A 24,035-nucleotide genomic window follows, 5' to 3' on the forward strand; every position below is an offset into this window, starting at 1 on the left:
GCTCGGAAAATCGTCGTTCCGAGCGGGGGTGACTGGTCGGTAGCCGAGTTCGTCGCTGGTCAATAGTGTGACGGGGCATGCGCGTACCCCTGACTGTCGCCGATTTCCTCGACCGTGCCGCGCAGGTCTTCGCGGACACCACCGCCACCGTGGACGAGCCGGACCAGCCCGGCGCTCCCGTCCCCACCACCACTTACGGCGACCTCGCCACCAGGGTCCGGGCCTGGCAGGCCGGGTTCGACGCGCTGGGGGTCGGCGAGGGGGAGCGGGTGGCTGTGGTCAGTCACAACTCCGCCCGGCTGCTCGAACTGCTGCACGCCGTGCCCGCGAGTGGTCGGGTGTGCGTGCCGGTGAACTTCCGGCTTCGGCCGGATGAGGTGTCCTACGTCGTGGAGCACAGCGGGGCGTCCGTGCTGCTGGTCGATCCCGAGCTGGAGCTCGACGGGGTCACCGCGCGGCACCGGTTCACGCTCGGTGTCGAGAGCGAGCAGCTCCTGCGCTTCGACGTCGAGCCCCGCCCGTGGTCCGACCCCGACGAGGACGCCACGGCCACCGTCAACTACACCTCCGGCACGACCGCCCGGCCCAAGGGCGTGCGGATGACCCACCGCAACATCTGGCTCAACGCGGTCACCTTCGCCATGCACACCCGCGCCTGGGAGCGGGACGTCTACCTGCACGTCCTCCCGATGTTCCACTGCAACGGCTGGGGCATGCCGTTCGGGCTGGCCGGGCTGGGCGTGCCGCAGGTGGTCCTGCGCAAGGTCGACGGCACCGAGATCCTGCGCCGGGTCGACCACCACGGCGTCACGCTGATGTGCGGCGCGCCCGCCGTCTGGAACGCCGTCCTGGACGCCGCCCGGACGTGGGACGGCGAGATCCCCGGCCGCGACCGGGTCCGGATCGTGTGCGCCGGCGCGCCCCCGCCCAGCCGGACGATCGCCCGGGTCGGCGAGGAGCTGGGCTGGGAGTTCCTCCAGCTCTACGGCCTGACCGAGACCTCGCCGCTGCTCACGTTCAACCGCACCCGCCCCGGTGACGACGCGCTGCCCGCCGAGGAGCGGGCCCGCAAGCTGTCCCGGGCCGGTGCGCCGGGGCTGGGCGTGCGGTTGCGGATCGCCGAGAGCGGCGAGGTGCTGGCGCGGACCAACCACGTGATGGCTGGCTACTGGGACAACCCGGACGCCACCGCCGAGGCGGTCGAGGACGGCTGGTTCCACACCGGGGACGGCGGGTCGCTCGACGGTGAGGGTCAGCTCACGATCTCCGACCGCAAGAAGGACGTGATCATCACCGGCGGTGAGAACGTCTCCTCGATCGAGGTGGAGGACGTCCTGTTCAGTCACCCGTCCGTGGCTGAAGCCGCCGTGATCGGAGTACCGCACGAGAAGTGGGGCGAGACGATCAAAGCGCTGATCGTGCTGGTGGAGGGCGCGCGGGCGACCGAGGCGGAGCTGATCTCGCACTGCAGGGCGCGACTCGCCGGGTTCAAGTCACCCACCTCCGTGGAGTTCCGCGACGCCATCCCGCGCACCGCCACGGGCAAGGTGCAGAAGTTCAAGCTGCGCGAACCGTACTGGTCGGGGCTGGATCGCAAGGTCAACTGACAGTGGACCCGGCGTCACCCGTGTGACCCATGTGGCTGAAGTTCTTGCCGGGTCAATTGGAAACCTTGGTGTCGAAGTGGCACAGTTCCGAACGCGTCCGGTAACGCCATTCGGTGCAACCCGGATCGGCCGAGCGGGATGGGGAGGCGGGTGTCGTGGCTCGATGGGTGATCTTGGTGGTCACGGCGTTGGTCCTGTTCCCCGGCGTGGCGACGGCCGTCCCACCGCCCCCGCCCAACCCGAGCGACGACGAGATCAGCGTCGGCCGCCAGGAGGCGGACGCGAAGGCCGCCCGGGTCGGTGAGCTGACCAGCCAGTTGACCGCCGCCGAGGCCGAGCTCCAGCGCCTCACCGACGACGTCGCGTTCAAGATGGAGCTGGCCAACAAGGCCCGCGTCGACCTGGAGACCGCCCAGGACGAGGCCGAGAAGGCCAGGCAGGACGCCGACGCCGCGCGCACCGAGGCCGACGCCGCAGGCCGGGCCGTCGAGGACTCCCGCGAGGAGTTGGACGAGTTCGCCGCCGCCAGCTTCCAGCAGGGCAGCACGATCGGGTCGCTGTCCGCCTACTTCGGCTCCACCAGCCCGGAGAACCTGCTGGCCCGCTCGCAGCTCCTCGCGGCGGTCGGCGACTCCGGTCTCAACGCCCTGGACGACGTGGAGCAGGCCCGCTCGGAGAAGGCCAACAAGGACTCGTCGGCGCGCGCCGCGCTGGACCTGGCGAACCAGAAGCAGTCCGCCGCCGACCAGGCCAAGAAGGACGCCGACGCGGCCCAGCAGTCCGCCGTGCAGGCCCAGCAGGGCCAGGCCGGCCAGGCCGCCGCGATCGAGGGCGACAAGTCCCGGGTCGAGGGCGAGCTGACCCAGGCGCTCGGTGCCGTTCAGGGCCTGGAGGGTCAGCGCGCCCAGTACAACCAGTGGCTCGACGACAAGCGCCGCGAGGAGGAGGAAGCCGCACGTCAGGCGGCCCTCAACGCGGCGAAGCCGACCGCGCCCGCGCACCACCGCCCGGCGGTGGCGGCCGCGTCGAGCGGCGGCGGCGTGGAGACGGTCGTGGCCCGCGCGATGGAGCACCTCGGCGTCCGCTACTCGTGGGGCGGCGGCAACTACAACGGCCCGACGATCGGCATCCGCGACGGAGGCGTGGCCGACTCGTACGGCGACTACTACAGCGTCGGGTTCGACTGCTCCGGGCTGATGATGTACGCGTTCGCGGGTGCCGGCGTCTTCCTGCCGCACTACAGCGGCTACCAGTACAACGCCGGCGTCAAGGTGCCGCTGTCCCAGGCCGAACGCGGCGACATGCTGTTCTGGGGACCCGGCGGCGGCACGCACGTGGCGCTCTACCTCGGCGGCGGGATGATGATCGAAGCCCCGTACTCGGGCTCGTCGGTCCGCATCTCGCCGGTCCGCTACGGCGGCATCATGCCGTACGCGACCCGCCTGCTCTGACACCGCCGGCGCTGCGACCTGGCGACCGGCACCCGTCCACTGGCCCCCGTGCTCTGATACCCGGCCGGGGTTCGGAGCAGGGGTTCGGTCAGGACACCGGTCGCCAGCCCGGGGGCGGGTCCTCGCCGACGCGCCCGTCCACGGCTTCGCGCAGCAGGTCGGCGTGACCGGTGTGCCGGCCGTACTCCTCGATCAGGTCGCACACCAGGCGGCGCAGGCTGAGGTGCCGGCCGTCCGGCCACGCCAGGTGCACGGGCCGGTCCAGCCCGCCGTCGGCCAGGGCCGCCGCCAACCGGGTCCGGGAGCGCTCGACGGCACCGTCCCACAGCCCGTAGAGCTGCGCCGGGGTGTGGCCGTCGGTGGCGAAGGTGAAGGCCCAGTCCCGGCCGTCCCAGCCCAGGGCGTCCCACGGCGCGCCGAGCGGGCCACCACCGAGCCGCACGGTGGACAGGTGGTCCTCGCAGGCGGCCAGGTGCTTGAGCAGGCCACCCAGGGTCAGCGAGGACGCGCCGACCCGGGTCGTCAGCCCGGCCGCGTCGAGGTCGTCGGCCTTCCAGCGGAACGTCGCGCGCAGCCGGTCGAGCGCGCCGGTCAGGTGCTCGACCTCGGTGCCGGCCGGTGGCGGCTCCCACGGGGTGTCGGTCATGGCCGTCACGGTAGTCCGCCGAACGCCGTCCCGGCCGACCCCTCCACAAGCCTCTGACCAGCGGATTCAAGAATCGTTCAGGAAACGTTCCGACGGCGTGGAGCATCCTCGTGGATGCCGGTCGCACCACGCAGGGGAAGGACGGTGCGGCAGGCGAATCGGGTGGCATCCGTGGGGGGTTCGGATGCCACACGAGCGGATCACCTGGGGGCTACGGGTGTCGTCGGGGCAGGTGCACCGACCTGACGACACCCGTAGATCCGTGCAGTCCGCGTCACGAGGGCCGCGCTACGAGGGCCGGGTGGGGGCCGGGGCCGAACGGGTGGTGTGGCGGTGCGGGGGGATGATCGTCCGGCGGATCCGGGGCGCGGACCAGAGAATGCGGGCTGACCGCAGTCCTGAGCCCGGAAGGACGTGACCATGCCGGTATCCGCTGACCTGGACAAGATCCTCGACAAGGCCCTGGAGAACAAGACGCTCAAGGACGTGCTGGACGCTCCCGTGGCGGGGCTCGCCGGTGTCAGCGAGTCCGACGCGCGGAAGCTCCAGGAGGCGTTCGGCATCAAGACCGTGCGGGACCTCGGCACGAACAAGTACTTCCGCGCCGCCTCGGCGCTGGCGCACCTGGAGAGCAGTGCCGGTTGAGTGGGACGCGGTGATCCTCGCCGGGGGTCGCGGCAGCAGGCTGGGCGGCGTCGACAAGGCCACGGTGCGGGTCGGCGACCGGACGCTCCTGGAGCACGCGCTCGACGCCGTCCGCGGTGCCGGGCGCGTGGTCGTCGTGGGGCCGGAGAAGGACGTGCCGGGCGTGCTGTGGACCCGGGAGGACCCGCCCGGCGGGGGACCGGCGGCCGGTGTCGCGGCGGGGCTGCGGCACGTGCGCGCCGACGTGGTCGTGGTGCTCGCCGTCGACCAGCCCGGTGTGACGTCGTCCACTGTGGAGCGGCTGCTCGCCGCCGGGGCGCCGGCGGTGCTGGTGGACGAGGGCGGCCGGTCGCAGTGGTTGGCCGGGGTGTGGTCGACCGGTGTGCTGCGGGCCGCGCTGCCCGACGACCCGCGTGGCGCGTCGATGCGCTCGGTGCTGGCACCGCTGGCTCCCGCGCTGGTCGCGGCGCTGCCCGGCGAGGCGCGGGACGTGGACACGCCGGCCGATCTTGGGTGATGGGCCCCTTCACAAGAGCCATACCGGCGACAGGGAAGACTTGGGCACCGTCGTACATCCCTGTCGTAGGAGGACCTGTTGTCCGAGCCCGCCGCCGAGGCGCCCAACACGCCGGCTCGTGACGCCCAGTTGCTCGAACGCACCGTGTTCGAGGTCAAGCGGGTGATCGTCGGTCAGGACCGGCTCGTCGAGCGGATGCTCGTCGGCCTGCTGGCCAAGGGCCACCTGTTGCTGGAGGGCGTGCCCGGCGTGGCCAAGACGCTCGCCGTGGAGACGTTCGCGACCGTCGTCGGCGGATCGTTCTCCCGCGTGCAGTTCACCCCCGACCTGGTGCCCGCGGACATCCTCGGCACCCGGATCTACCGGCAGGCCAGCGAGAGCTTCGACGTGGAACTCGGCCCCGTCGTGGCCAACTTCGTGCTCGCCGACGAGATCAACCGCGCGCCCGCCAAGGTGCAGAGCGCGATGCTGGAGGTCATGGCCGAGCGGCACGTGTCGATCGGCGGCAAGACCTTCCCGATGCCCAACCCGTTCCTGGTGCTGGCCACCCAGAACCCGATCGAGAACGAGGGCGTCTACCCGCTGCCCGAGGCGCAGCGCGACCGCTTCCTGTTCAAGATCCAGGTCGAGTACCCGACGGCCGAGGAAGAGCGCGAGATCGTCTACCGGATGGGTGTCGAGGCCCCCGTCCCGTCGCAGGTGCTCAGCCCGGAGGAACTGGTCCGGCTGCAGGGCGTGGCGTCGCGGGTGTTCGTGCACCACGCGCTGGTGGACTACGTGGTGCGCCTGGTGATCGCGACCCGCGCGCCCAAGGAGCACCAGCTCACCGACGTGGCCGGCTGGGTCGCTTACGGCGCGTCGCCGCGCGCCAGCCTGGGCATCATCGCCGCCGCGCGCGCCCTCGCGCTGGTCCGGGGCCGTGACTACGTGCTGCCCCAGGACGTCGTGGACGTCGTGCCGGACGTGCTGCGGCACCGGCTGGTGCTCTCCTACGACGCGCTGGCCGACGGCGTGCCGCTGGACCACATCATCACCCGCGTGCTGCAGACCGTGCCGCTGCCGCAGGTCTCCGCCCGGCCCGCGCAGGCGACGCCGCAGCCCGCGGGCAGGCCGTGACCTCCGAGCGGACCCCTGAGCAGGCTTCCGGCGACGGCACCGAGCGGCCGGGCTGGGCACCGCCGGTGATGCACGGCGGCCGGATGGAAGCCGCGCTGCGCACGCTGGAGCTGGAGGTCCGCCGCCGGCTCGACGGCCTGCTCCAGGGCAACCACCTGGGCCTGGTGCCCGGTCCGGGCTCCGAGCCGGGCGAGGCGCGGCCCTACCAGCCGGGCGACGACGTGCGCCGGATGGACTGGGCGGTCACCGCCCGCACCACCGTGCCGCACATCCGGGAGACGGTCGCCGACCGCGAGCTGGAGACGTGGCTGGCGATCGACCTGTCGCCGTCGCTGGACTTCGGCACGGCGGTGTGCGAGAAGCGTGACCTGGTGGTGGCCGCGACCGCCGCGACCGCCCACCTGACCCGCGGTGGCGGCAACCGGGTCGGCGCGCTGGTGTCGACCGGCCAGGACCTGGTCCGGGTGCCCGCGCGAGGCGGTCTGGCGCACTCCCGGGGCCTGATCCGCAAGGTGGCCGAGACACCGCGCGCGCCCGAGGGCACCCGGGGTTCGCTGGCCGACCTGGTGGAGCAGCTGCGCCGGCCGCCGCGCCGGCGCGGCCTGGTCGTGGTGATCTCGGACTTCCTCGGCGAGACCGACTGGCAGCGCCCGCTGCGCGCGCTGTCGGCCCGGCACGACCTGGTGGCCATCGAGGTGGTCGACCCGCGTGACATCGACCTGCCGGAGGTCGGCACGGTCGTGCTGGCCGACCCGGAGACCGGCAAGCAGCGCGAGGTGACCGCGTCGCCGCTGCTGCGCCGCGAGTTCGCCGCCGCGGCGGCCGAGCACCGGGCGGCGGTGGCGGCCGGGCTGCGCCGGGCCAACGCCGGGCACCTGGTGCTGCGCACCGACTCGGACTGGATCGCGGACATCGTGCGCTTCGTGGTGGCGCGCAAGCGCCGCTGGTCGGGAGGGGTGGCCTGATGAGCTTCACGGGTTTCACCGCCCCGTGGTGGTTCCTGCTGCTGATCGCCGTGGCGGCGGTCGCGGCGGTCTACGTGGTGATGCAGCGGGTGCTGCGCAAGCGGATGCTGCGGTTCGCGAACCTGTCCATGCTGGAGAAGGTCGCCCCGAAGCGGCAGGGCTGGTGGCGGCACGGGCCGGCGGCGTTCCTGCTGGTGGCGTTCATCCTGCTGACGGTGGCGCTGGCCGGGCCGACCGCCGAGCAGAAGGTGCCGCGCAACCGGGCGACGGTGATGCTGGTGATCGACACGTCGCTGTCGATGAAGGCGACCGACGTCCGGCCGTCCCGGCTGGAGGCGGCGCAGGTCGCGGCCAAGTCGTTCGCCGACGGCCTGACGCCGGGCATCAACCTGGGGCTGATCTCGTTCGCCGGGTCGGCGACCGTCCTGGTCGCGCCGACCACCGACCGCGGCGCGGTGACCCAGAGCATCGACGGCCTGAAGCTGGCGCAGGCGACCGCGACCGGTGACGCGATCGTCGCGGCGCTGGCGTCGATCGACTCGTTCGGCAAGGTCGTCGGGGGAGCCGACGGGCCGCCGCCGGCGCGGGTCGTGCTGATGACCGACGGCAAGGAGACGGTCGGCACGAAGCGGGCGTTCGACGCGGCGGAGGATGCCAAGAAGGCGGGCATCCCGATCTCCACGATCTCGTTCGGCACCGAGGACGGCGTGGTCGAGATCGAGGGCCGCCGGCAGGAGGTCCCGGTGGACGACGACTCGATGAAGGAGATCGCGAAGCTCTCCGGCGGCGAGTTCTTCAAGGCGGCCAGCGCCGAGGAGCTCCGCCGGGTGTACGACACGCTGGGCGAGCAGATCGGCTACGAGAAGAAGCAGGCCGACGCCAGCCGGCCGTGGGTGGTGCTGGGCACGCTGATCGGCCTGGCGTCGCTGGCCGGGGCGCTGCTGCTGGGGCAGCGCCTGCCCTGAAGGCGCGAACGTCGCCGAACCCGCCCGCGGCGCCCCTCGCCGCGGGCGGGTTCGTCCTTTCAGGTCCGTTCCGCCGACGGCGTTTCGTTGGTGGTGCGAAAGGGCGTGCGCCACGGTGATCACCGTGGCACCGGTCACGGCCGGATCGCTTCCCGCGCGCGGTTCGCCGGTACCCGGCAGGATGGCCGCCATGACCCAGGTGTCGAGTTGGAGCGAGATGGTCGACTGGTCGGTCGGCCTGCTCCACCGCAGTACCGGCCACGGGGTTCCGGAGTGGAACCGCCGGGTGCTGGAGTCCGGCATCGACTCCGAGCGCGAGCTGCGGTCGTGGCTGCGCGAGCGCGAGGTCACCGGGTACGCGCAGATGCTGCTGGTGATGGAACGCTTCGGCTACCCAGAACTGGAAGCGGCCACCTCGGACGAATTGGTCGACCGCCAGTACGCCGACCGCCCGGAACTGCGCCCCATCCTCGACCGGCTGCTCACCGAGGCGGCGCTGATCGGCCCGATGCACGTCCAGGCGCGCAAGACCTACGTCGCCCTGGTGTCACCGCGCCGCACGTTCGCGATCGTCAAGGCGACTACCCGCGCCCGCGTCGACCTGGGCCTGCGCCTGGCCGGCCACGAACCGTCCGGCCGGCTCGAAGGCGCGTCCGCGCTGGGCAACGACACGATCACCGTCCGGATCGCGATCGCCAGCGCCGACGCGATCGACGAGGAAACCCTGGACTGGCTGCGCCACGCCTACACCAGCAACCTTTGAGTCGCGGGGGTCACGTCGCGTCCGGGTCGTCGCCGACGGCACCACAGGTCGGGACCGTTCAGCCGGTGGAACCGGTCGAGCGCCCAGCCGTCGTCGTAGACGGTCGCGGCCCGGTACCGGTCGTCCAGCCCACGTGCGCACCCGTTCAGCGACTGTGAACGCCGCCCGCCAGCCGCGCTGGTGCAGCAGTTCGCCCACTTCGGTTTCGCCCGCCACACAAGTGAGGCTCTCACGCCGAAACCGTGCGGGCGATGACGAGGTGTCCCTCCGGTGCCGGCCACCCGTACCGGGTCCACGCGCCTCGCCGGACAACGGGGCAGCACTCAGCCGTGCAGGTCGCGGTACGCCTCTGCCGCACCGGGGTGCAGGGGGAGGTCTGCTGTGCCGATCAGGCTGCGGACGTCGAGGAACTGGGTGCCCAGAGCCTGTTCGGGTACCAGGGCGGCGGCTTTGCCGACCAGTGTCCGGGTGACGGCCGCGGCTACGTCGTCGGGCAGGGAAGCTCGGCACACCAACAGGTTCGCCACGCCGATGGTGGACACCTCGTGGGTCGCGCCGTACACGCCGGCCGGTACCGGGACCTGTTCGTAGACCGAGCCGTGGGCCGTGCGCAGGCCGGGCAGGAGGTCGGCCAGGGGCAGCAGGCGGATGTCGGGCAGTTGCGCCAGGATCGGGGTCGGCACTCCGCCGGACCACAGCAGGGCGTCGATCCGCCGCTCCACCAACGCCGCCACTGCCTCGGCCAGCCGCAGGTGCTCGACCCGCACCGAGGCCGCCAGGCCCGCCGTGCCGAGCATCCGCTCCCCGGACAGCGACGCGCCGGAGCCCGCCGCGCCCAGCGACACCACGCGCCCGGCGAGGTCCGCGACGCGGCGGGCCGGGTCGTCCGCGCGCACCACGAGTTGCAGGTAGTTCTCGTACACCCGGCCCAGCGCCCGCAGGTCCAGCGCCGGGTCGGCCGCGCCGGTCGCGTCGGCCAGGGTCAGCGCGACCTGCGCGGCACCGGAGCCGAGCAGGGCGAGGTTCGCCAGGCTGCCCTGGGTCTCCACGACCCGGCTGGGCGGGTCGAGCTGCCCGGCCAGCAGGGTGGCGAAGTCGAAGTACATCCCGCCGCGCTCGCCCGCCGCGACGGACAGCTCGCCGGCCCGACCGGTGGTCGCGCAGCCGCCGACGCACCCGAGCACACCCAGCAGGAAGACCCGGCGGTTCACAGGGCCGGCTCCAGCGGCAGCACCAGACGGGCCACCAGACCGTCCACAGAGGACAGTTCGAGCGCGCCGCCGCGGGCGCGCGCCAGCCGGTCCGCGATGGCCAGGCCGAGCCCGGTGCCGGCGCGGTCCGACCGGCCGCGCCAGAACCTCGACGTGGCCAGGGCAAGCTCCTCGGCACCGAGGCCGGGCCCGTCGTCGGACACCTCGACCCAGCCGACGCCCGCCGCGCGGTCCGCGCCCAACGCCACCCGCACCGCACCGCCGCCGTACTTGATCGCGTTGTCCAGCAACACGTCCAGCACCTGGGCCAGGTCCGCCTCCGGGCACCGGACCAGCACCGCGAGCGGCGGCACGGCCGGCACCGGCACCTGCCAGAAGTCCGCCCGGTCCGCCGCCACCACGCCCACGTCGGCCAGGTCCGGGGCCCGCCCGCCGGCCGCGACCTCGGTGGCCGTGCTCTCCGCCGTCGCCAGCGCCAACAGCCCGTCCAGCAGCGATTCCAGCCGTTCGATCTCGGCCACGCCCGCGTCGTAGGCGCGCACGCCGTCGGGTTTCACCTGGCCGCCCAACGTGTCCATCCGCAGCCGCAACGCGGCCATCGGGTTGCGCAACTGGTGCGAGGTGTCGGCGATCAGCCGCCGCTGCTGGTCGGCGGCCTCGGTCACGGCGTCGGACATCCGGTTGAACGACTCGGACAGCTCCCGCACCTCCGGCGGCCCGCTGCGCTCCGGCACGTGCGCCCGCCGTTCGCCGGCGGCCACCGCCCGCACCCCGACGGCCAGCTCCGCCAGCGGTTCGAGCAGCCAGCGCGCCACCGCGAGCACCAGCAGCACCGAGCCGACACCGGCGGCCAGCGCGCCCGCCAGCACCCACAGCCACCGCCGCGCCACGTCCGACGCCGCCCGGTCGACCGACGCGCGCAGCACCACCGCGCCCGCGACCCGCGTGCCGGTCCCCACCGGTCGGGCGAACACCACCGTCCCGGACGACCACGGCGTCACCGTCGGCACGGTCGGCGCGTGCTGGTTGCGCAGCGCCGCGTCCAGCACGTCGGCCAGCGCTGGGTCGTCGGCGGCGATCCCGGCCCGCGCCACGGGCCGCCGCCGCGCGTCCACCACCAGGACGGGCTCGCCGTAGAGCCGCACGTACGCCTCGACCTCGTCGACCAGCGCCGCTGTGCTGCCGGCGGCCTCGGCCTGCTGCGCCAGCGCGGCGAACCGGTCCAGTTCGGCGGTCCGGTCTATCACGAACCGCTGCGTGCGCTCGGTGGCCGTGGAGGCCAGCAGCGGCACGGCGAACGCGGTCACGGCCGCCGCCGAGAACAGCAGCAGCACCAGCAGGAGTCGGCGGCGCACCTAGTCACCGAGCCGGTAGCCGAAACCGCGGATGGTGGTCAGCAGGCCGGGGCGGTCCAGCTTCGCGCGCAGCCCGGCCAGGTGCACGTCCAGCGACCGCGACACCGCCAGGTACGCGTCGCCCCACACCTCGTCCATCAACTGCTGCCGGCTCACCGCCGTGCCCGCCCGGCACGCCAGCGCCGCCAGCACCTCGAACTCCTTGGTGGTCAACGTGACCTCCCGGCCGGCCGCGGTGACCCGGCGGGCCTCCAGGTCGATCTCCACGTCGGCCACCCGGACCAGCCGGTCGGCCGGTCCCAGTCGGGCGGTGCGCCGCAGCACCGCGTCCATCCGGGCCAGCAGCTCGCCCAGCCGGACGGGTTTGACCAGGTAGTCGTCCGCGCCGAGGCGTAAGCCGCGCACGATGGACCGCTCGTCGCCGCGCGCGGTCAGCACCAGGACCGGGGTCCGCGCGACCTTGCGGATCTTGCGCAGCACCTCCAGCCCGTCGGTGTCGGGCAGGCCCAGGTCGAGCAGCAGCAGGTCGAAGTCCCGGTGGCGGAGCAGCGCGTCCGCGCCCCGGGCGACCCGGCGGGGGCGGTGCCCGTGCGCCTCCAGCGCCTCCACCAGGGCGTCGGCGACCCCGTCGTCGTCCTCGACCAGCAGCACCCGCACGGGCCACCCCCTCGACCGGTAGCGGCGATTATGGCCCTCGCGGTGTAGAAAATGCTCGTGAGCATCGAAGACCGCGTGCCCGCCTCCCAGTTGGACGAGGCCAGCGAGGCGCTGGAGCAACTGGCCGGCGTGCTCGCCGACGAGCAATCGCTGGACGAGGTGTTGCAGCAACTGGTCGAGTCGGCGTCCCGGGTGATCCCGGACGCGGAGAACGTCTCGGTGACCGTCGTCGGGCCGGAAGGCGCGAGCACCGCCGCCGCGACCGACCAGCGGGTGGTCGCCATCGACACCGACCAGTACGCCGCCGGGCAGGGACCCTGCCTGGAGGCGGCGAAGACGCTGCGGCCGGTGCGGGTCGCGGTCGAGAGCGGCCGGGAGAAGTGGCCGGAGTTCGCGGCGGCCGCGGAGCAGGCGGGGGTGCAGGCGTACCTGTCCGCGCCGCTGGTGGTGGAAGGCGGCGTGCTGGGCGCGCTGAACCTGTACAGCTCGGTCGAGGCCGCGTTCGACCCGTTCGACGAAGCTCTGCTGCGGCTGTTCACCACGGCGTCGGCGGCCTCGATCACCGGGTTCCGCCGCTACGAGCGGTCACGCACGCTGGTGACGAACCTGGAGCGCGCGCTGGAGTCGCGCGGCGAGATCGACCAGGCGAAGGGGGTGCTCATGGCGGCGCACGGGATCACCGCGGCCGAGGCGTTCCAGCGGCTGGTCGAGGAGTCGCAGACGCACAACACCAAGCTGCGGGTCGTCGCCCGGAACCTGCTCGACTCGGTCCGCAGACCCTGAGGATTTCATTCCCGTGACCATCACCCGCTCCGAGTCGAGTTTTCGCCGGAGCTTTCAACGGATGTTCCCAACGGCAAGGGCAGTCGCGGGCTGCGCACCGACGACTTGGCGTTGACCTGCGAGATCGTCGTCGCCGACGCCGAGAAGGTCGCCCATCTGCCGCGCTGGTGCCGTGACCCCCGTCAGACGGACGGGGCCTCCTCGGTGTCGTCCTCGGCGAGGATGGCGACCATCTCGTCCGGGATCCAGAACTCGTCCGCTTTGACCCCGCTCAGGTAGTACGGGGTGAGCGCGGCCTCGACACCGGCGGCGACCAGGCCGACCGCTTGGAGGTCGTTGGTGATCCGGGCGGTCGGCTTGGTGAAGCCGGTGAGGTTGCGCTCCGGGTCGAAGTTCCCGAGCCGGTAGACGGCGTCGCGGTCGACCCGGCCGCCGTTCGCCGCTGCCGCGCGGATCACGTCGGCTTGCACGCGCCCTTCCGCGTCCAACCGGCTGAGCAGGGCGAACACCCCGCGCGGCGTCCACAGCGGGCGGTCCTGGGTCTCCCGGCTCACCCGGTCCACGTCGGCGACCGACCCGCTGGCGACCTCGAACTCCAGCGCCTTCGCCCGCCGCAGGAGGTCCGCCGGCCGCAGCATGAACAGCCGGCGCCCGCCCAGCGCGGCGAACTCGTCGGCCAGTTCGATGCGCGGACCGAGGAACTCCGACCGGTGCCGCCACCACCAGTCCTCCTTCTCGTCACCGGTGACCAGCAGCAGGTCGGCGTCGCGCCGCGCGGCCTCCTGGACGGCCTGGGACCAGACCAGGTAGTCGCCCGCCGCGCCTTCCGGCAGCTCCGACCCGAGCTTCTTGGAGTCGAGGTAGCCCGGCGGCTCGTCGTCGGCCACCCGGCGGTTGCCCTCCGCCACCAGCCGCTGCCACTCCTCGTCGTCGGGCCGGCCGCCGACCTTCCCGCGCAGCAGGGATTCGAGGCTGTGCAGCACCGGGTCGTCGGCGGGCTTGCCGACCACGGCCGGTGACGACGGGGTGTGCGCCCGCACGGCCTTCTCGACGTCGGCGAACAGCCCCCGCACCCGCTCGGCGAGCGAGTCCAGCTCCGGGACCGGGATCGCGGTCGCCTTGGCCCACTGGTCCAGCGCGTTCTTCGCCGCCCGCTGCTGCTTGCCGAGCGCGTCGAGGAGCTGGTCACCGGCCGACGCCCGGCCCGACAGCACGGTCAGCCGGCTGCGCCAGAACTCCCGCATCACCTGGTGCGGCACCCACAGCCGGTCGCCCAGGCGGGCCAGCACGCCCAGCAGGTCGTCGCGGGTCGATTCGTTGTACCGGTACAGGTTGAGCAGCACGTTCGCGTCGACCACGACCAGCGCGCCGCCCAGCGCGCCGTCGAGTTCGTGGTCCGCGGGCACGCGGTGGCCGGGGAACTCGTCGTAGATACCCATCATCGAGGGCTGCTCGTCCATGCCACTCCACGTCCGGTGTCCGTCCGCCCTCCCGGCGGGCGACTACCTCCCGTTGATCGGGGAAGGCTCGCGGTGCGTTGCGCGGCCGGGCGAAGGGCACCCGTTCGGCCCAGTCCCGGACGTCGGCGTGCTCGGTTTCGGACGGGCTCGGTGGGCTCAGTCCCGGACGGGTTCCAGGTAGAGCCACCGGCCGTCGTCGCGGACGAAGCGGCTGTTCTCGTGGAGTTCTTCCCGCCGGCCCTGCCACCGGTAGATCGCGCGGAACTCGACCGTGCCCGTCGTGTGCAGCAGACCGCCGCCGGTGCGGGCCAGCACCTCCAGCCGCAGCCACTTCTGGTCCGGGTCCAGGTCGAGTTCACCCGGACGGGTGGTCGGGTGCCACGTCGACAGCAGGTACGGCTCGTCCGCCACGGCGAACGCCGCGTACCGCGACCGCATCAGCGCCTCCGCCGTGGGCGCGGTCTTCAGCCCGGAGTGCAACGCGCCGCAGCACGTCTCGTACGGCTCACCCAACCCGCACGGGCACGTCACGGCCGCTCCACCTCGCACGCCGACCGCTCCGACCGGGAGAAGCGCAGCCACCGCAGCGCGGCCTCCGCCGAGGCGTCACCGCCCGCCGCGGCCGCCGTCAGCTCCGCGTGCGCCTGGTAGCGCACGTCCGCGGCGGCGTCCGGATCCGTCAGCACGGCCACGGCCTCGTCAGGGGTCACGCGCACCAGGATAGGGAAACCCCGGCCCCATTACCCTGCCGAGGATGAGCGACAACCACGTGGTGGTGATCACGACCACCGACAGCGAGGACGCCGCCGCCACCCTGGCCCGCGCCGTCGTGGACGAACGCCTGGCTGCCTGCGTGCAAATCAGCGCCCCGGTCCGCAGCATCTACCGCTGGGACGGTGCCATCCACGACGACCGGGAGTGGCAGCTCTGGATCAAGACCACCTACGACCGCCTGGACGAGCTGACCGGGTTCATCGAGGCCAACCACAGCTACGACACGCCCGAGGTGCTCGCCCTGCCCGTGCTCGGCGGCAGCCCCGACTACCTGGCCTGGCTCACCGAGCAGACCCGGTAGCCACGCCCAGCGCCCGCGCCACCAGCGTCGCGGTGTGCACGGGTTCGACCTCCGTACCGTGCCTGACCTGAGTGCGGCAGCTGAAACCGTCGGCCACCACGGCCGTCGACGGTGCGGCGGCGCGCACGGCGGGCAGCAACGTCTGCTCGGCCACCGCCATCGACACCTCGTGGTGCCCCTTCTCGAACCCGAAGTTGCCCGCGAGACCGCAGCAGCCCGACAGCACCGAAGCGTCCACGCCCGCCTTGTCCCACAGCTCCCGGTCGGCGTCCAGGCCCATCTCGGCGTACTGGTGGCAGTGCGGCTGGACCACCGCCGAACCGCTGCGCGGCAACGGTTCCAGCAGCGGGGAGACGTGTTCGGCGAACGTCCGCACGGACTGCGCGAGCCGCACCACGTCCTGGTCCTCGCCGGCCACCTCCAGCGCGTCGGACCGCAGGAACGCCGTGCAGCTCGGTTCCAGCCCCACCACCGGCACGCCCGCTGCCGTCCACGGCCGCAGCGCCCGCGCCGTCCGCCGCACGACCTGCCGCGCCACGTCCAGCTGCCCGGTGGAGAACCACGTCAACCCGCAGCACACCGCCGACTTCGGCACCTCGACGCCCTGCCCGGCGAACGACAGCACCGCCGCCGCGTCGTGCCCGACCGCCGGGTCGAAGTGGTTGGTGAAGGTGTCCGGGAACAGCAGCACCCGCTCGCCCGCGCCGCCGCCGGTGAACCCGCGCTGGAACGTCCGGCGCGCGGGGCGCGGCAGCGGCCGTTCGGCGGCCACCCCGGCGAACCGGGCGAACCGGGACGTCACGCCGTTGACCAGGCGCAGCCGCAACCACAGCGGCAGCCACCCCATCGAGTAGTGCGCCAACGGCCGTAGCCGCCGCTTGTAGTGCTGGTGCAGGAACTCCGCCTTGTACGTGGCCATGTCGACGTCCACCGGGCAGTCCCGCTTGCAGCCCTTGCACCCCAGGCACAGGTCCAGCGCGTCGCGCACCTCCGCCGAGCGCCACCCGTCGCGCACCACCGAGCCGTTGAGCATCTCGAACAGCAGCCGGGCCCGGCCGCGCGTCGAGTGCTTCTCCTCGCGGGTCACCCGGTAGCTCGGGCACATCACGCCGCCGGTGGTGTTGAGGCACTTGCCCACGCCCACGCACCGCCGGGTCGCCGCCGCCAAGTCGCCCCGGTCGGCGTGCAGCGCGAGCTTGGCCCGGGTCGGGATGGTCGGCGGCGCGACCACCACCCGCAGGTCGGCGTCCAGCGGCAGCGGGTCGACGATCCGGCCGGGGTTCATCCGGTTCTCCGGGTCGAACGCCGCCTTGAACCGGCCGAACGCGGCGATCGCGGCCGGTGGGTACATCCTGGTCAGCAGCTCCGAGCGGGCCTGGCCGTCGCCGTGCTCGCCGGACAGCGAACCGCCGTGCGCCACCACCAGGTCCGCCGCGTCCCGCAGGAACGACCGGTGCCCGGCGCGCAGGTCGAAGTCGATCCGGACGTGCACGCAGCCCTCGCCGAAGTGCCCGTAGGTCACGCCGCGCCGCCCGTGCCCGGCCAGCAGCGCGTCGAACTCGCGCAGGTAGGCCCCGAGCCGCTCGGGCGGCACCGCCGCGTCCTCCCAGCCCGACCACGCCTCGCCGCCGTCGGCCATCCGGGTCGCCAGGCCCGCGCCGTCCTCGCGCACCCGCCACAGCGCGCGCTGCCGCACCGGGTCGGTCACCACCACCGAGTGCGGGGCGAGCTTCGCCGCGACGTGGGCCACCGCCTCGTCGGAGGTCTCGACGAACAGCCAGCTCACGCCGCGCGGCAGCAGCAGCCGGGAGCCGCCCGCCGCCTCGGCCAGCGCCCGGTCGATGCCCTCCACCGCCAGCACGTCGAGGTGCCGCACCTGCTCGGCGAGGTCGGCCGCGTCGTAGGGCCCGTCGAACCCGAGCACCGCCAGCACCCGCCGGGGCGGGACGGCGACCAGGTTCACCGTCGCGCCCAGCACGGTCACGCAGGTGCCCTCGGTGCCCACCAGCGCCCGGGTCAGGTCGGGCAGCGCGTCCAGCCGGTAACCCGACACGCGGCGGTCCAGCGCCGGGAACCACGCCGGGTCGGCCTCGGGCAGCCGCAGCGGCGGGGGTGTGCGGGTGTCGAACCGCCGGCCGTCGGCCAGCAGCACGTCGAGGCCCAGCACGTTGTCGCTGGTCTTGCCCCACGCCACGGAGTGCGCGCCGCAGGCGTCGTTGCCGATCATCCCGCCGAGCGTGCACCGCGAGTGGGTGGACGGGTCGGGGCCGAACAGCAGGCCGTGCGGACGGGCGGCGTCGTTGAGCCGGTCGAGCACCACGCCGGGCTGGACGACGGCGGTGCGGGCGTCCGGGTCGATCGAGACCACCTGGTCGAGGTACCGGGCGAAGTCGACCACCAGGCCGGACCCGGCGGAGTTGCCCGCGATGCTGGTGCCCGCGCCGCGGTTGGTCACCGGCACCCCGAACGCCGCCGCCACGCCGACCGCCGCCACCGCCGCGTCGACCGACCGGGGCCGGACCACGACCTGCGGGACGTGCCGGTAGTTGGAGGCGTCCACGGAGTAGAGCGCGCGGGTGGCCGGGTCGGCCAGCACGTCCCCGTCCACCTCGGCCCGGAGCTGTTCGACGAAACCGGTCACCCGGTGATTGTGATCCACCCCGGCCACTGGTGGCGCACTTCGCGGCAGGAGATAGCCTCGCCCCGCATCAACCAGCGGCGATGGGAGCAGGGCGTGTCGAGGTCCGTACTGGTCACCGGCGGGAACCGGGGGATCGGCCTGGCGATCGCGCAGGCGTTCGCCGCGCAGGGCGACAAGGTCGCGGTCACCCACCGCGGGTCCGGCGCGCCGGAGGGCCTGTTCGGCGTGAAGTGCGACGTGACCTCCTCCGCCGAGGTCGACGCGGCGTTCACCGAGGTCGAGGCCGCGCACGGGCCGGTCGAGGTGCTGATCGCCAACGCGGGCATCACCGACGACACCCTGCTGCTGCGGATGACCGACGAGCAGTTCACCCGCGTCCTGGACGCCAACCTGAGCGGCTCGTTCCGGGTGGCGCAGCGCGCCTCCAAGGGCATGCTGCGCAAGCGCTACGGCCGGATCGTGTTCATCTCGTCCGTGGTCGGCCTGCTGGGCAGCGCGGGCCAGGTCAACTACGCGGCCAGCAAGGCGGGCCTGGTGGGCGTGGCCCGCTCGATCGCCCGCGAGCTGGGGTCGCGCAACATCACCGCCAACGTCGTCGCGCCCGGTTTCGTCACCACCGACATGACCGACGCGCTGCCCGAGGAGCGCCGCAAGCAGATCCTCGCCCAGGTGCCCGCCGGCCGGTACGGCAGCACCGAGGAGATCGCCGCCGCCGTCACCTTCCTGGCCTCCGACGCCGCCGCCTACATCACCGGCGCGGTGCTGCCGGTCGACGGCGGCCTGGGCATGGGCCACTGAGGCGCCGGGGCGCTCCGGCACCGACCGCACAACACAACTCTCGGAGGAAACACACGTGACGGGTCTGCTCGAAGGCAAGCGGCTGCTGATCACCGGGGTGATCACCGACGCGTCGATCGCCTTCCACGTGGCCAAGGTCGCCCAGGAGCAGGGTGCCCAGGTGGTGCTCACCGGGTTCGGCCGGATGAGCCTGGTGGAGCGGATCGCGAAGCGGCTGCCGCGGCCCGCCCCGGTGGTGGAGCTGGACGTGCAGAACCAGGAGCACCTGGACACGCTGGCCGACCGCGTGCGCGAGCACGTCGACGGCCTCGACGGCGTGGTGCACGCGATCGGCTACGCGCCGCCGTCGTGCCTGGGCGCGCCGTTCATGGACGCGCCGTGGGAGGACGTGGCGACCGCCATGCACATCTCCGCGTACTCGTACAAGGCGCTGGTGCAGGCCACGCTGCCGCTGATGGGGCGCGGCGCGTCGGTGGTGGGCCTGGACTTCGACGCCCGCCAGGCGTGGCCCGCCTACAACTGGATGGGCGCGGCCAAGGCGGCGTTCGAGTCGGTCAACCGCTACATGGCGCGTGACCTCGGCCCGCAGGGCATCCGGGTGAACCTGATCTCGGCCGGCCCGGTGCGCACCATGGCGGCGAAGTCCATCCCCGGCTTCTCCGACCTGGAGGCGATGTGGGGCGAGAAGGCCCCGCTCGGCTGGGACGTCAACGACCCGACGCCGGTCGCCCAGTCGGTCTGCGGCCTGCTGTCCGACTTCTTCCCGGCGACCACCGGCTCGATGGTGTTCGTCGACGGCGGCGTGCACTTCCTGGGCCTCTGACCAGGGCCTGACCCCGGCTCCGGCCGGGGCGCGGCCACCCGACCGGGTCGGCGTGCCGTTGATCACGCCGACCCGGTTGTGCGGTCGCCGGCGGCCGGGGCGAGGATGTCCGGGTGAGTTACGACGCGCTGCTCTGGCTGTCCTTCGGGGGACCGGAAGGACCGGAAGACGTCCGCCCCTTCCTGGAGAACGTGACCCGCGGCCGGGGTGTGCCGCCTGAACGCCTGGACGAGGTCGAGCAGCACTACCAGCACTTCGGCGGCGTCTCGCCGATCAACGCCCTCAACCGGGCCGCGATCGCGGCCGTCGAGGACCTGATCGACCTGCCGGTGTACTTCGGCAACCGCAACTGGCACCCGATGGTCGAGGACACCCTCGCCGAGATGAAGGCGGCCGGGGTGCGGCGCGCGCTGGTGTTCCCGACCAGCGCGTACGGCGGCTACTCGGCGTGCCGGCAGTACGACGAGGACATCCTGCGCGCCCGCGCCGCCGTGCCGGACGCGCCGGACCTGGTCAAGCTGCGCCAGTTCTTCGACCACCCGCTGTTCATCGAGTCGTTCGCGGACGCCGTGCGCTCCGCCGCCGCCGAGTTCGCGGAGTACCGCCTGGTGTTCACCGCGCACTCGGTGCCGATGTCGGCGGACCAGGCCGCCGGACCGCCGGCCGAGGGCGGGCACCGCTACTCCCGGCAGGTGGCCGAGGCGTCCCGGCTGGTCGCCCGGTCGGTCGGCGTGGACGACTACGACGTGGTGTGGCAGTCGCGCTCGGGCCCGCCGCAGGTGCCGTGGCTGGAGCCGGACATCGTCGACCACGTCGACGCCCTGCACGCCAAGGGCGTGGCGAACGTCGTGGTGTGCCCGATCGGGTTCGTCTCCGACCACCTCGAAGTGGTGTGGGACCTGGACACCGAGGCCCGCGACCGGGCGCTGGAGCACGGGATGGGCTTCGCCCGCGCCGGCACGCCCAACGACGACCCCCGGTTCGCCCGGCTGGTGGCCGAACTGGTCGCCGAGCACGTCGGCGGCGCGCCGACCCGGAAGCTGTCGGCGTTCCCGGCCTCCGGGTGCACGGTGAACGGCGCGCCGTGCGCGCCGCTGTGCTGCGAGCCGGCGAAGAGGCCCGCCCGGTGAGCGTCGACTTCATGTGGTCGCCGCGCGCGGCGGACTGGCGCGACGCGTTGCGGACCGCCGTGCCGCTGTACCGGTGGGCGCCGTGGTTCGGGCTGGCGCTGGGCGTGCTCGGGGTGGTCGTGCTGTTCCTCGACATGACCTGGGCGGGCGTGTTCGGCATCGCGCTGGCTGTGATCATCGTCGCACTGGTGCCGATCGGCACCGCGCTGAACTTCCACAACCACCCGCTCGCGGCGAAGACGGTGACCGGGTCGGCGGACGAGCACTCGCTGCGGATGTCGGTCGGCGAGGCGGCGCGCAGCGAGCTGGCCTGGGACGAGCTGCCCGGCTGGGCGGAGACGCCGCACGGGTTCGTCCTGCGCACCGGGACGTCGGCGATGTACGCCGTGCCGCACCGCGCCTTCACCGCACCGGACGACGTCGACCGGTTCCGTTCCCTGCTGGTGGAACACGTCGGCCCGGCGGCCTGACCGGTCGCGGTGCGCGCGTAACCTTGGCGAGCGTGTCCTGTGCGAGTGCGACGCTGGTCGTCTGGACGTCCGCCTGGCTGCATGGTGCGGCCGCGGCTGACGACGTCCTCGACGCTTTGGGGTTCTGGGCGGAGCTGCACGAGGTGGTGGCCGACGACGACGGCACGGCCACCGCGCTCGACCTCCCCGGCCCCGACGAACGCCCGGTGGGCCCGGCGCTGCTGCTGGCCGCGCTGCGCCGGGGCAACGCGAGCACCGCGCGGATGGTGCTGCCGATCCCGGGTGACGTGCGCGGGCTGGGCGGTCAGGGGCCGCTGAGCCGGTTCGCGCTCAGCGTCGGGCACGCGGCGGTGCTGCCGGAGGTCGGCGTGGGGCTGGTGCCCAAGCTCGTCGCGGACGGCGTGCTGCGGTGGACGGTGTTCGACCTGCCGACCGTGACGGCGGTCGAGCACGTGCCGATCGGCGAGGCGGAGCACGGGCTGGGGTCGGCGATGCGCGAGGCGGCGACGGCGCTGGTCACGCTCGACGTGGCGCGGCACCGGCCGAACGTGCGCGCGGAGATCGCGGAGCTGTCGGCCGAGCACTCGAAGCTGGCGTGGCCGGCCGGGATGCCGCCCCGGGCGTTGCGCGTGCTGCAACGGGCGGCGGAGGTCGCGGCGATCCTCACGGTGGCGGCGTCGGACGCGCCGGGCGGGGCGATGTCGGCGTCCGCGCAGGCCGGTCGGGACCAGGCGCTGCGCCCGTTGTCGGAGGCGGTCCGGCGGGCCCGGCTGGCGGCCGTGGACGAGGCCGTGCGGGTGCTGTCCGACCAGGGCGCGGGCCGGCACTGACCGCCGCTCCGCGCGTCGCGACGATCACCGCCGGGCGCCGACGTCGTCGGATTGTCCAACGATCGGGCGGTCAACGGGATCAAGCGGTGTGTTTCAGCCGCGTGGCCGTGTGCGTTCGGCCGCATTCCACGTAGGGTCGCCACTATTCGCTCCGACCGAATACCCGCGATTCCAGGTGACGGTCTTCCCGCCGCCAGTCGGACCGGGTAAGTGACTTGGGGTCGTCAGAGAGGAGACCCCTGTGCTCGGCAGACTGCGTCAGGCGCTGAGCGGCTCGCTGGCCCGGATCGTGAGCGACGCGGTGGACCGCGACGAGCTCGTCCGACAGCTGCGCCGCGAGTTCGAGGACGTCGCACGGCAGGAGACGGACCGGCTGGTGAAGGCCATCCGGGAGATCGAGCACGAGTCGCGGCGCGACATCCACGCGGAAGCCGACCGGTACGCGCTGCGCACCACGGAGCGGTTCGTGCGGGAGCACCTGCTCAACGCCACCACGTACGACAACCGGTTCGACACCCTCAAGCACGCGCTGGAGCTGGCCCCCGACACCGGCCTGGCGATGGAGTTCGGCGTGTACAAGGGCACGACGCTGAAGATCATCGCCGAGACCCGGGGCGGCCAGGACGTCTACGGCTTCGACTCGTTCGAGGGCCTGCCCGAGGACTGGCGGCCCAAGCGGCCGGCGGGCTGGTTCCGCAACGAGAACATCCCGGACGTGCCCGGCGCGGAGATCGTGCCGGGCTGGTTCGACGACACGCTGCCGAAGTTCATGGCCGAACACCCCGGCGACGTGTCGTTCCTGCACCTGGACGCCGACCTGTACTCCTCGACGGTCACCGCGCTGGAGCACGTCGGTCCGCGCCTGCGGCCGGGCAGCGTGGTGCTGTTCGACGAGTACTTCAACTACCCCGGCTGGGAGGTCCACGAGCACCTGGCGTGGCGGGAGTTCGTGACCCGGCACAACGTGTCGTTCGAGTACCTGTGCTTCACCGCGAACAACGAGCAGCTGGCCGTGCGGATCACCGAGATCTGAGCACCTGTCCACCGGCCGGTCACCGTGACGTCACGGTGACCGGCCGGTGTGGTCGTGGGCGGTGTCCGGATGGCGGACACCGCCCACGGCGTTCGCCAAGCCCTAACAAGGAGGCCGCGCCGAACGATCCCCCTCGGGACGACCCGTCCCAACGAAAGCCCGAGGAGGGCGCATGTTGCGGTTACCCAGGCTGCTCGCGGCGGTGTTCGCGGTGATCCTGGCAAGTTCGGGCACGGCCTACGCGCAGGACCACCCGACGGCGGGCATCCACACCCCGCGCGACGGCTCGTACGCCGCCGTCGGCGAGTCCCTGCTGGTCATCGGCGGCGCGGTCAACGGCGAGGCGGCCGGCATCACGGCGGTCGAGGTCTCCGTGGACGGCGGCACGACCTGGCAGCTCGCCGAGACGGTCAAGGAGCGGTGGCGGTTCCAGTTCACCCCCACCACGGCCGGTGACGTCACGATCGTCGCCCGTGCGCACACCCGGTCCACGGTCGGCAACCCCAGCCTGCCCGCCACGGTGCACGTGGGTGCGACGCCCGGCCCGCTGCCGCGGATCCACGACGCGACCAACACCCTGAGCCTGCCGACGTTCGACCAGGCCCTCGACCCCGACTGGGAGCCGGTCGAGCTGGGCCTGAAGTTCCAGGTGGACCGGCCCGGCACGCTGACCGGCGTGACCATCGACCGCGGCCCCTACACCGGCCCGATCGAGACCCGGGTGTGGACCGGGTCCGGTGAGCTGCTGGCCGACACGCTGTCCGGAGCGCCCGGGATCGGCCGGGAGTGGGTGTCGTTCGAGCCGCCGGTCCCGGTCCAGCCCGGCCAGGACTACGTGGTGTCGTACTTCAGCCGCTGGTCGTCGCGCTACCAGGCGTCCCAGGACTACTTCACCGGCACGATCCTGCAAGCCCCGTTCATCGTGAAGCCGGGCGCGGGCGTCTTCCACTACGAGGTGCACGGCGGCTTCCCGACCGACACCTGGCGCAACAGCAACTACTGGATCCTGCCCCTGTTCCACGAGTAGCCCGACGGGTAGCGGCCGGCCGGCGCGGAGCGGCTCGCTGGAGTCGCTCCACGTCGACCGATCGCCG

25 protein-coding genes are annotated in these 24,035 nt (G+C 73.1%); 17 read left to right on the forward strand and 8 right to left on the reverse strand.

Features of this window, described 5'->3' with window-relative positions; translation table 11 throughout:
- The first annotated feature begins 77 nt into the window (after window positions 1–77).
- Both BN6_RS15090 and BN6_RS15095 read left to right on the forward strand, forming a co-directional pair.
- The gene (locus BN6_RS15090; RefSeq protein ID WP_015100518.1) at window positions 78–1,607 is read left to right on the forward strand and encodes an AMP-binding protein; all 1,530 of its coding nucleotides are present in this window, start codon (window positions 78–80) and stop codon (window positions 1,605–1,607) included.
- 155 nt (window positions 1,608–1,762) lie between these two features.
- Entirely contained in the window at window positions 1,763–3,058 is a 1,296-nt protein-coding gene (locus BN6_RS15095) for an NlpC/P60 family protein (protein WP_015100519.1), read from the forward strand.
- Between the two features lie 88 nt (window positions 3,059–3,146).
- Here the strand turns inward: BN6_RS15095 and BN6_RS15100 are convergent, their stop codons facing one another.
- Complete coding sequence (locus tag BN6_RS15100; RefSeq protein ID WP_015100520.1) at window positions 3,147–3,704, reverse strand: mycothiol transferase; 558 nt, start codon at window positions 3,702–3,704, stop codon at window positions 3,147–3,149.
- Window positions 3,705–4,124: 420 nt separating this feature from the next.
- On the opposite strand from BN6_RS15100, the gene BN6_RS15105 reads away from it, so the two are divergent.
- From BN6_RS15105 to BN6_RS15130, 6 genes are all read left to right on the forward strand, one after another.
- A complete protein-coding gene (locus BN6_RS15105; RefSeq protein WP_015100521.1) occupies window positions 4,125–4,349 on the forward strand; it encodes a hypothetical protein in 225 nt (74 codons plus the stop codon).
- Window positions 4,339–4,866, forward strand: a complete 528-nt coding sequence (gene mobA / locus BN6_RS15110) for a molybdenum cofactor guanylyltransferase (RefSeq protein ID WP_015100522.1) — start codon at window positions 4,339–4,341, stop codon at window positions 4,864–4,866. Before BN6_RS15105 ends, mobA begins: the two co-directional genes overlap by 11 nt.
- Window positions 4,867–4,944: 78 nt before the next feature.
- Window positions 4,945–5,982: an AAA family ATPase gene (locus tag BN6_RS15115; RefSeq protein WP_015100523.1), complete on the forward strand. Its 1,038-nt coding sequence runs from the start codon at window positions 4,945–4,947 to the stop codon at window positions 5,980–5,982.
- 68 nt (window positions 5,983–6,050) lie between these two features.
- Window positions 6,051–6,947: a DUF58 domain-containing protein gene (locus tag BN6_RS15120; protein ID WP_051075981.1), complete on the forward strand. Its 897-nt coding sequence runs from the start codon at window positions 6,051–6,053 to the stop codon at window positions 6,945–6,947.
- On the forward strand, window positions 6,947–7,912 hold the full coding sequence (locus BN6_RS15125; RefSeq protein ID WP_015100525.1) for a VWA domain-containing protein: 966 nt from the start codon (window positions 6,947–6,949) through the stop codon (window positions 7,910–7,912). Before BN6_RS15120 ends, BN6_RS15125 begins: the two co-directional genes overlap by 1 nt.
- 190 nt (window positions 7,913–8,102) lie before the next feature.
- Window positions 8,103–8,675 carry a DUF5655 domain-containing protein gene (locus BN6_RS15130; protein ID WP_015100526.1) on the forward strand — a complete coding sequence of 191 codons (573 nt, stop codon included), beginning with the start codon at window positions 8,103–8,105 and terminating at the stop codon, window positions 8,673–8,675.
- 323 nt (window positions 8,676–8,998) lie between these two features.
- Here BN6_RS15130 and BN6_RS15135 read toward each other — a convergent pair whose 3' ends face one another.
- From BN6_RS15135 to BN6_RS15145, 3 genes are read right to left on the reverse strand one after another with little or no spacing between them, the layout of a single operon-like run.
- Window positions 8,999–9,886: a TAXI family TRAP transporter solute-binding subunit gene (locus tag BN6_RS15135; protein WP_015100528.1), complete on the reverse strand. Its 888-nt coding sequence runs from the start codon at window positions 9,884–9,886 to the stop codon at window positions 8,999–9,001.
- Window positions 9,883–11,241: a sensor histidine kinase gene (locus tag BN6_RS15140; RefSeq protein WP_015100529.1), complete on the reverse strand. Its 1,359-nt coding sequence runs from the start codon at window positions 11,239–11,241 to the stop codon at window positions 9,883–9,885. Before BN6_RS15140 ends, BN6_RS15135 begins: the two co-directional genes overlap by 4 nt.
- Window positions 11,242–11,898, reverse strand: a complete 657-nt coding sequence (locus tag BN6_RS15145) for a response regulator transcription factor (RefSeq protein WP_015100530.1) — start codon at window positions 11,896–11,898, stop codon at window positions 11,242–11,244. It abuts the gene before it with no gap.
- Between the two features lie 51 nt (window positions 11,899–11,949).
- Here BN6_RS15145 and BN6_RS15150 point away from each other — a divergent pair, with 51 nt between their 5' ends.
- Window positions 11,950–12,681, forward strand: coding sequence for an ANTAR domain-containing response regulator (locus tag BN6_RS15150; RefSeq protein ID WP_015100531.1), 732 nt, complete (start codon window positions 11,950–11,952; stop codon window positions 12,679–12,681).
- Between the two features lie 182 nt (window positions 12,682–12,863).
- Here BN6_RS15150 and BN6_RS15155 read toward each other — a convergent pair whose 3' ends face one another.
- The 3 genes from BN6_RS15155 to BN6_RS15165 form a co-directional block, all read right to left on the reverse strand.
- Window positions 12,864–14,141: a PIN-like domain-containing protein gene (locus BN6_RS15155; protein ID WP_015100532.1), complete on the reverse strand. Its 1,278-nt coding sequence runs from the start codon at window positions 14,139–14,141 to the stop codon at window positions 12,864–12,866.
- A gap of 156 nt (window positions 14,142–14,297) precedes the next feature.
- Window positions 14,298–14,672: a YchJ family protein gene (locus BN6_RS15160; RefSeq protein ID WP_231905301.1), complete on the reverse strand. Its 375-nt coding sequence runs from the start codon at window positions 14,670–14,672 to the stop codon at window positions 14,298–14,300.
- Window positions 14,669–14,851 (reverse strand): hypothetical protein, encoded by a 183-nt coding sequence (locus BN6_RS15165; RefSeq protein WP_148302885.1) that lies wholly within the window; start codon window positions 14,849–14,851, stop codon window positions 14,669–14,671. The genes BN6_RS15160 and BN6_RS15165 overlap by 4 nt, the downstream gene beginning before the upstream one ends.
- 44 nt (window positions 14,852–14,895) lie before the next feature.
- Here BN6_RS15165 and cutA point away from each other — a divergent pair, with 44 nt between their 5' ends.
- Window positions 14,896–15,216, forward strand: a complete 321-nt coding sequence (gene cutA, locus BN6_RS15170) for a divalent-cation tolerance protein CutA (RefSeq protein ID WP_015100535.1) — start codon at window positions 14,896–14,898, stop codon at window positions 15,214–15,216.
- Here the strand turns inward: cutA and BN6_RS15175 are convergent.
- On the reverse strand, window positions 15,197–17,857 hold the full coding sequence (locus BN6_RS15175) for an FAD-binding and (Fe-S)-binding domain-containing protein (RefSeq protein WP_041312843.1): 2,661 nt from the start codon (window positions 17,855–17,857) through the stop codon (window positions 15,197–15,199). The genes cutA and BN6_RS15175 overlap by 20 nt on opposite strands.
- 93 nt (window positions 17,858–17,950) lie before the next feature.
- On the opposite strand from BN6_RS15175, the gene fabG reads away from it, so the two are divergent.
- The 7 genes from fabG to BN6_RS15210 all read left to right on the forward strand — a co-directional run bounded on the left by fabG (window position 17,951) and on the right by BN6_RS15210 (window position 23,968).
- Window positions 17,951–18,655: a 3-oxoacyl-[acyl-carrier-protein] reductase gene (fabG, locus tag BN6_RS15180; RefSeq protein WP_015100537.1), complete on the forward strand. Its 705-nt coding sequence runs from the start codon at window positions 17,951–17,953 to the stop codon at window positions 18,653–18,655.
- A 55-nt stretch (window positions 18,656–18,710) separates the two neighbouring features.
- Window positions 18,711–19,478: an enoyl-ACP reductase FabI gene (fabI, locus tag BN6_RS15185; RefSeq protein WP_015100538.1), complete on the forward strand. Its 768-nt coding sequence runs from the start codon at window positions 18,711–18,713 to the stop codon at window positions 19,476–19,478.
- A 113-nt stretch (window positions 19,479–19,591) separates the two neighbouring features.
- Complete coding sequence (locus tag BN6_RS15190) at window positions 19,592–20,608, forward strand: ferrochelatase (protein ID WP_015100539.1); 1,017 nt, start codon at window positions 19,592–19,594, stop codon at window positions 20,606–20,608.
- Window positions 20,605–21,078, forward strand: coding sequence for a YcxB family protein (locus tag BN6_RS15195; RefSeq protein ID WP_148302886.1), 474 nt, complete (start codon window positions 20,605–20,607; stop codon window positions 21,076–21,078). The genes BN6_RS15190 and BN6_RS15195 overlap by 4 nt, the downstream gene beginning before the upstream one ends.
- Before the next feature lie 32 nt (window positions 21,079–21,110).
- The gene (locus tag BN6_RS15200) at window positions 21,111–21,908 is read left to right on the forward strand and encodes a hypothetical protein (RefSeq protein ID WP_041312846.1); all 798 of its coding nucleotides are present in this window, start codon (window positions 21,111–21,113) and stop codon (window positions 21,906–21,908) included.
- A gap of 241 nt (window positions 21,909–22,149) precedes the next feature.
- On the forward strand, window positions 22,150–22,941 hold the full coding sequence (locus BN6_RS15205; RefSeq protein ID WP_015100542.1) for a TylF/MycF/NovP-related O-methyltransferase: 792 nt from the start codon (window positions 22,150–22,152) through the stop codon (window positions 22,939–22,941).
- 172 nt (window positions 22,942–23,113) lie between these two features.
- Window positions 23,114–23,968, forward strand: a complete 855-nt coding sequence (locus tag BN6_RS15210; protein WP_015100543.1) for a DUF4082 domain-containing protein — start codon at window positions 23,114–23,116, stop codon at window positions 23,966–23,968.
- The last annotated feature ends 67 nt before the right edge of the window (window positions 23,969–24,035 follow it).

Origin of the sequence: Saccharothrix espanaensis DSM 44229 (genome assembly GCF_000328705.1) — a bacterium.
Lineage (GTDB): Bacteria > Actinomycetota > Actinomycetes > Mycobacteriales > Pseudonocardiaceae > Actinosynnema > Actinosynnema espanaense.

Bases quoted from the DNA above. Each gene is read 5' to 3' on its own strand.
- cutA (WP_015100535.1), top strand. From the start codon at position 14,896: ATGAGCGACAACCACGTGGTGGTGATCACGACCACCGACAGCGAGGAC.
- BN6_RS15150 (WP_015100531.1), top strand. From the start codon at position 11,950: ATGCTCGTGAGCATCGAAGACCGCGTGCCCGCCTCCCAGTTGGACGAG.
- BN6_RS15105 (WP_015100521.1), top strand. From the start codon at position 4,125: ATGCCGGTATCCGCTGACCTGGACAAGATCCTCGACAAGGCCCTGGAG.
- BN6_RS15090 (WP_015100518.1), top strand. From the start codon at position 78: ATGCGCGTACCCCTGACTGTCGCCGATTTCCTCGACCGTGCCGCGCAG.
- BN6_RS15155 (WP_015100532.1), bottom strand. From the start codon at position 14,141: ATGGACGAGCAGCCCTCGATGATGGGTATCTACGACGAGTTCCCCGGC.
- BN6_RS15130 (WP_015100526.1), top strand. From the start codon at position 8,103: ATGACCCAGGTGTCGAGTTGGAGCGAGATGGTCGACTGGTCGGTCGGC.
- BN6_RS15100 (WP_015100520.1), bottom strand. From the start codon at position 3,704: ATGACCGACACCCCGTGGGAGCCGCCACCGGCCGGCACCGAGGTCGAG.
- BN6_RS15210 (WP_015100543.1), top strand. From the start codon at position 23,114: ATGTTGCGGTTACCCAGGCTGCTCGCGGCGGTGTTCGCGGTGATCCTG.
- BN6_RS15120 (WP_051075981.1), top strand. From the start codon at position 6,051: ATGCACGGCGGCCGGATGGAAGCCGCGCTGCGCACGCTGGAGCTGGAG.
- BN6_RS15125 (WP_015100525.1), top strand. From the start codon at position 6,947: ATGAGCTTCACGGGTTTCACCGCCCCGTGGTGGTTCCTGCTGCTGATC.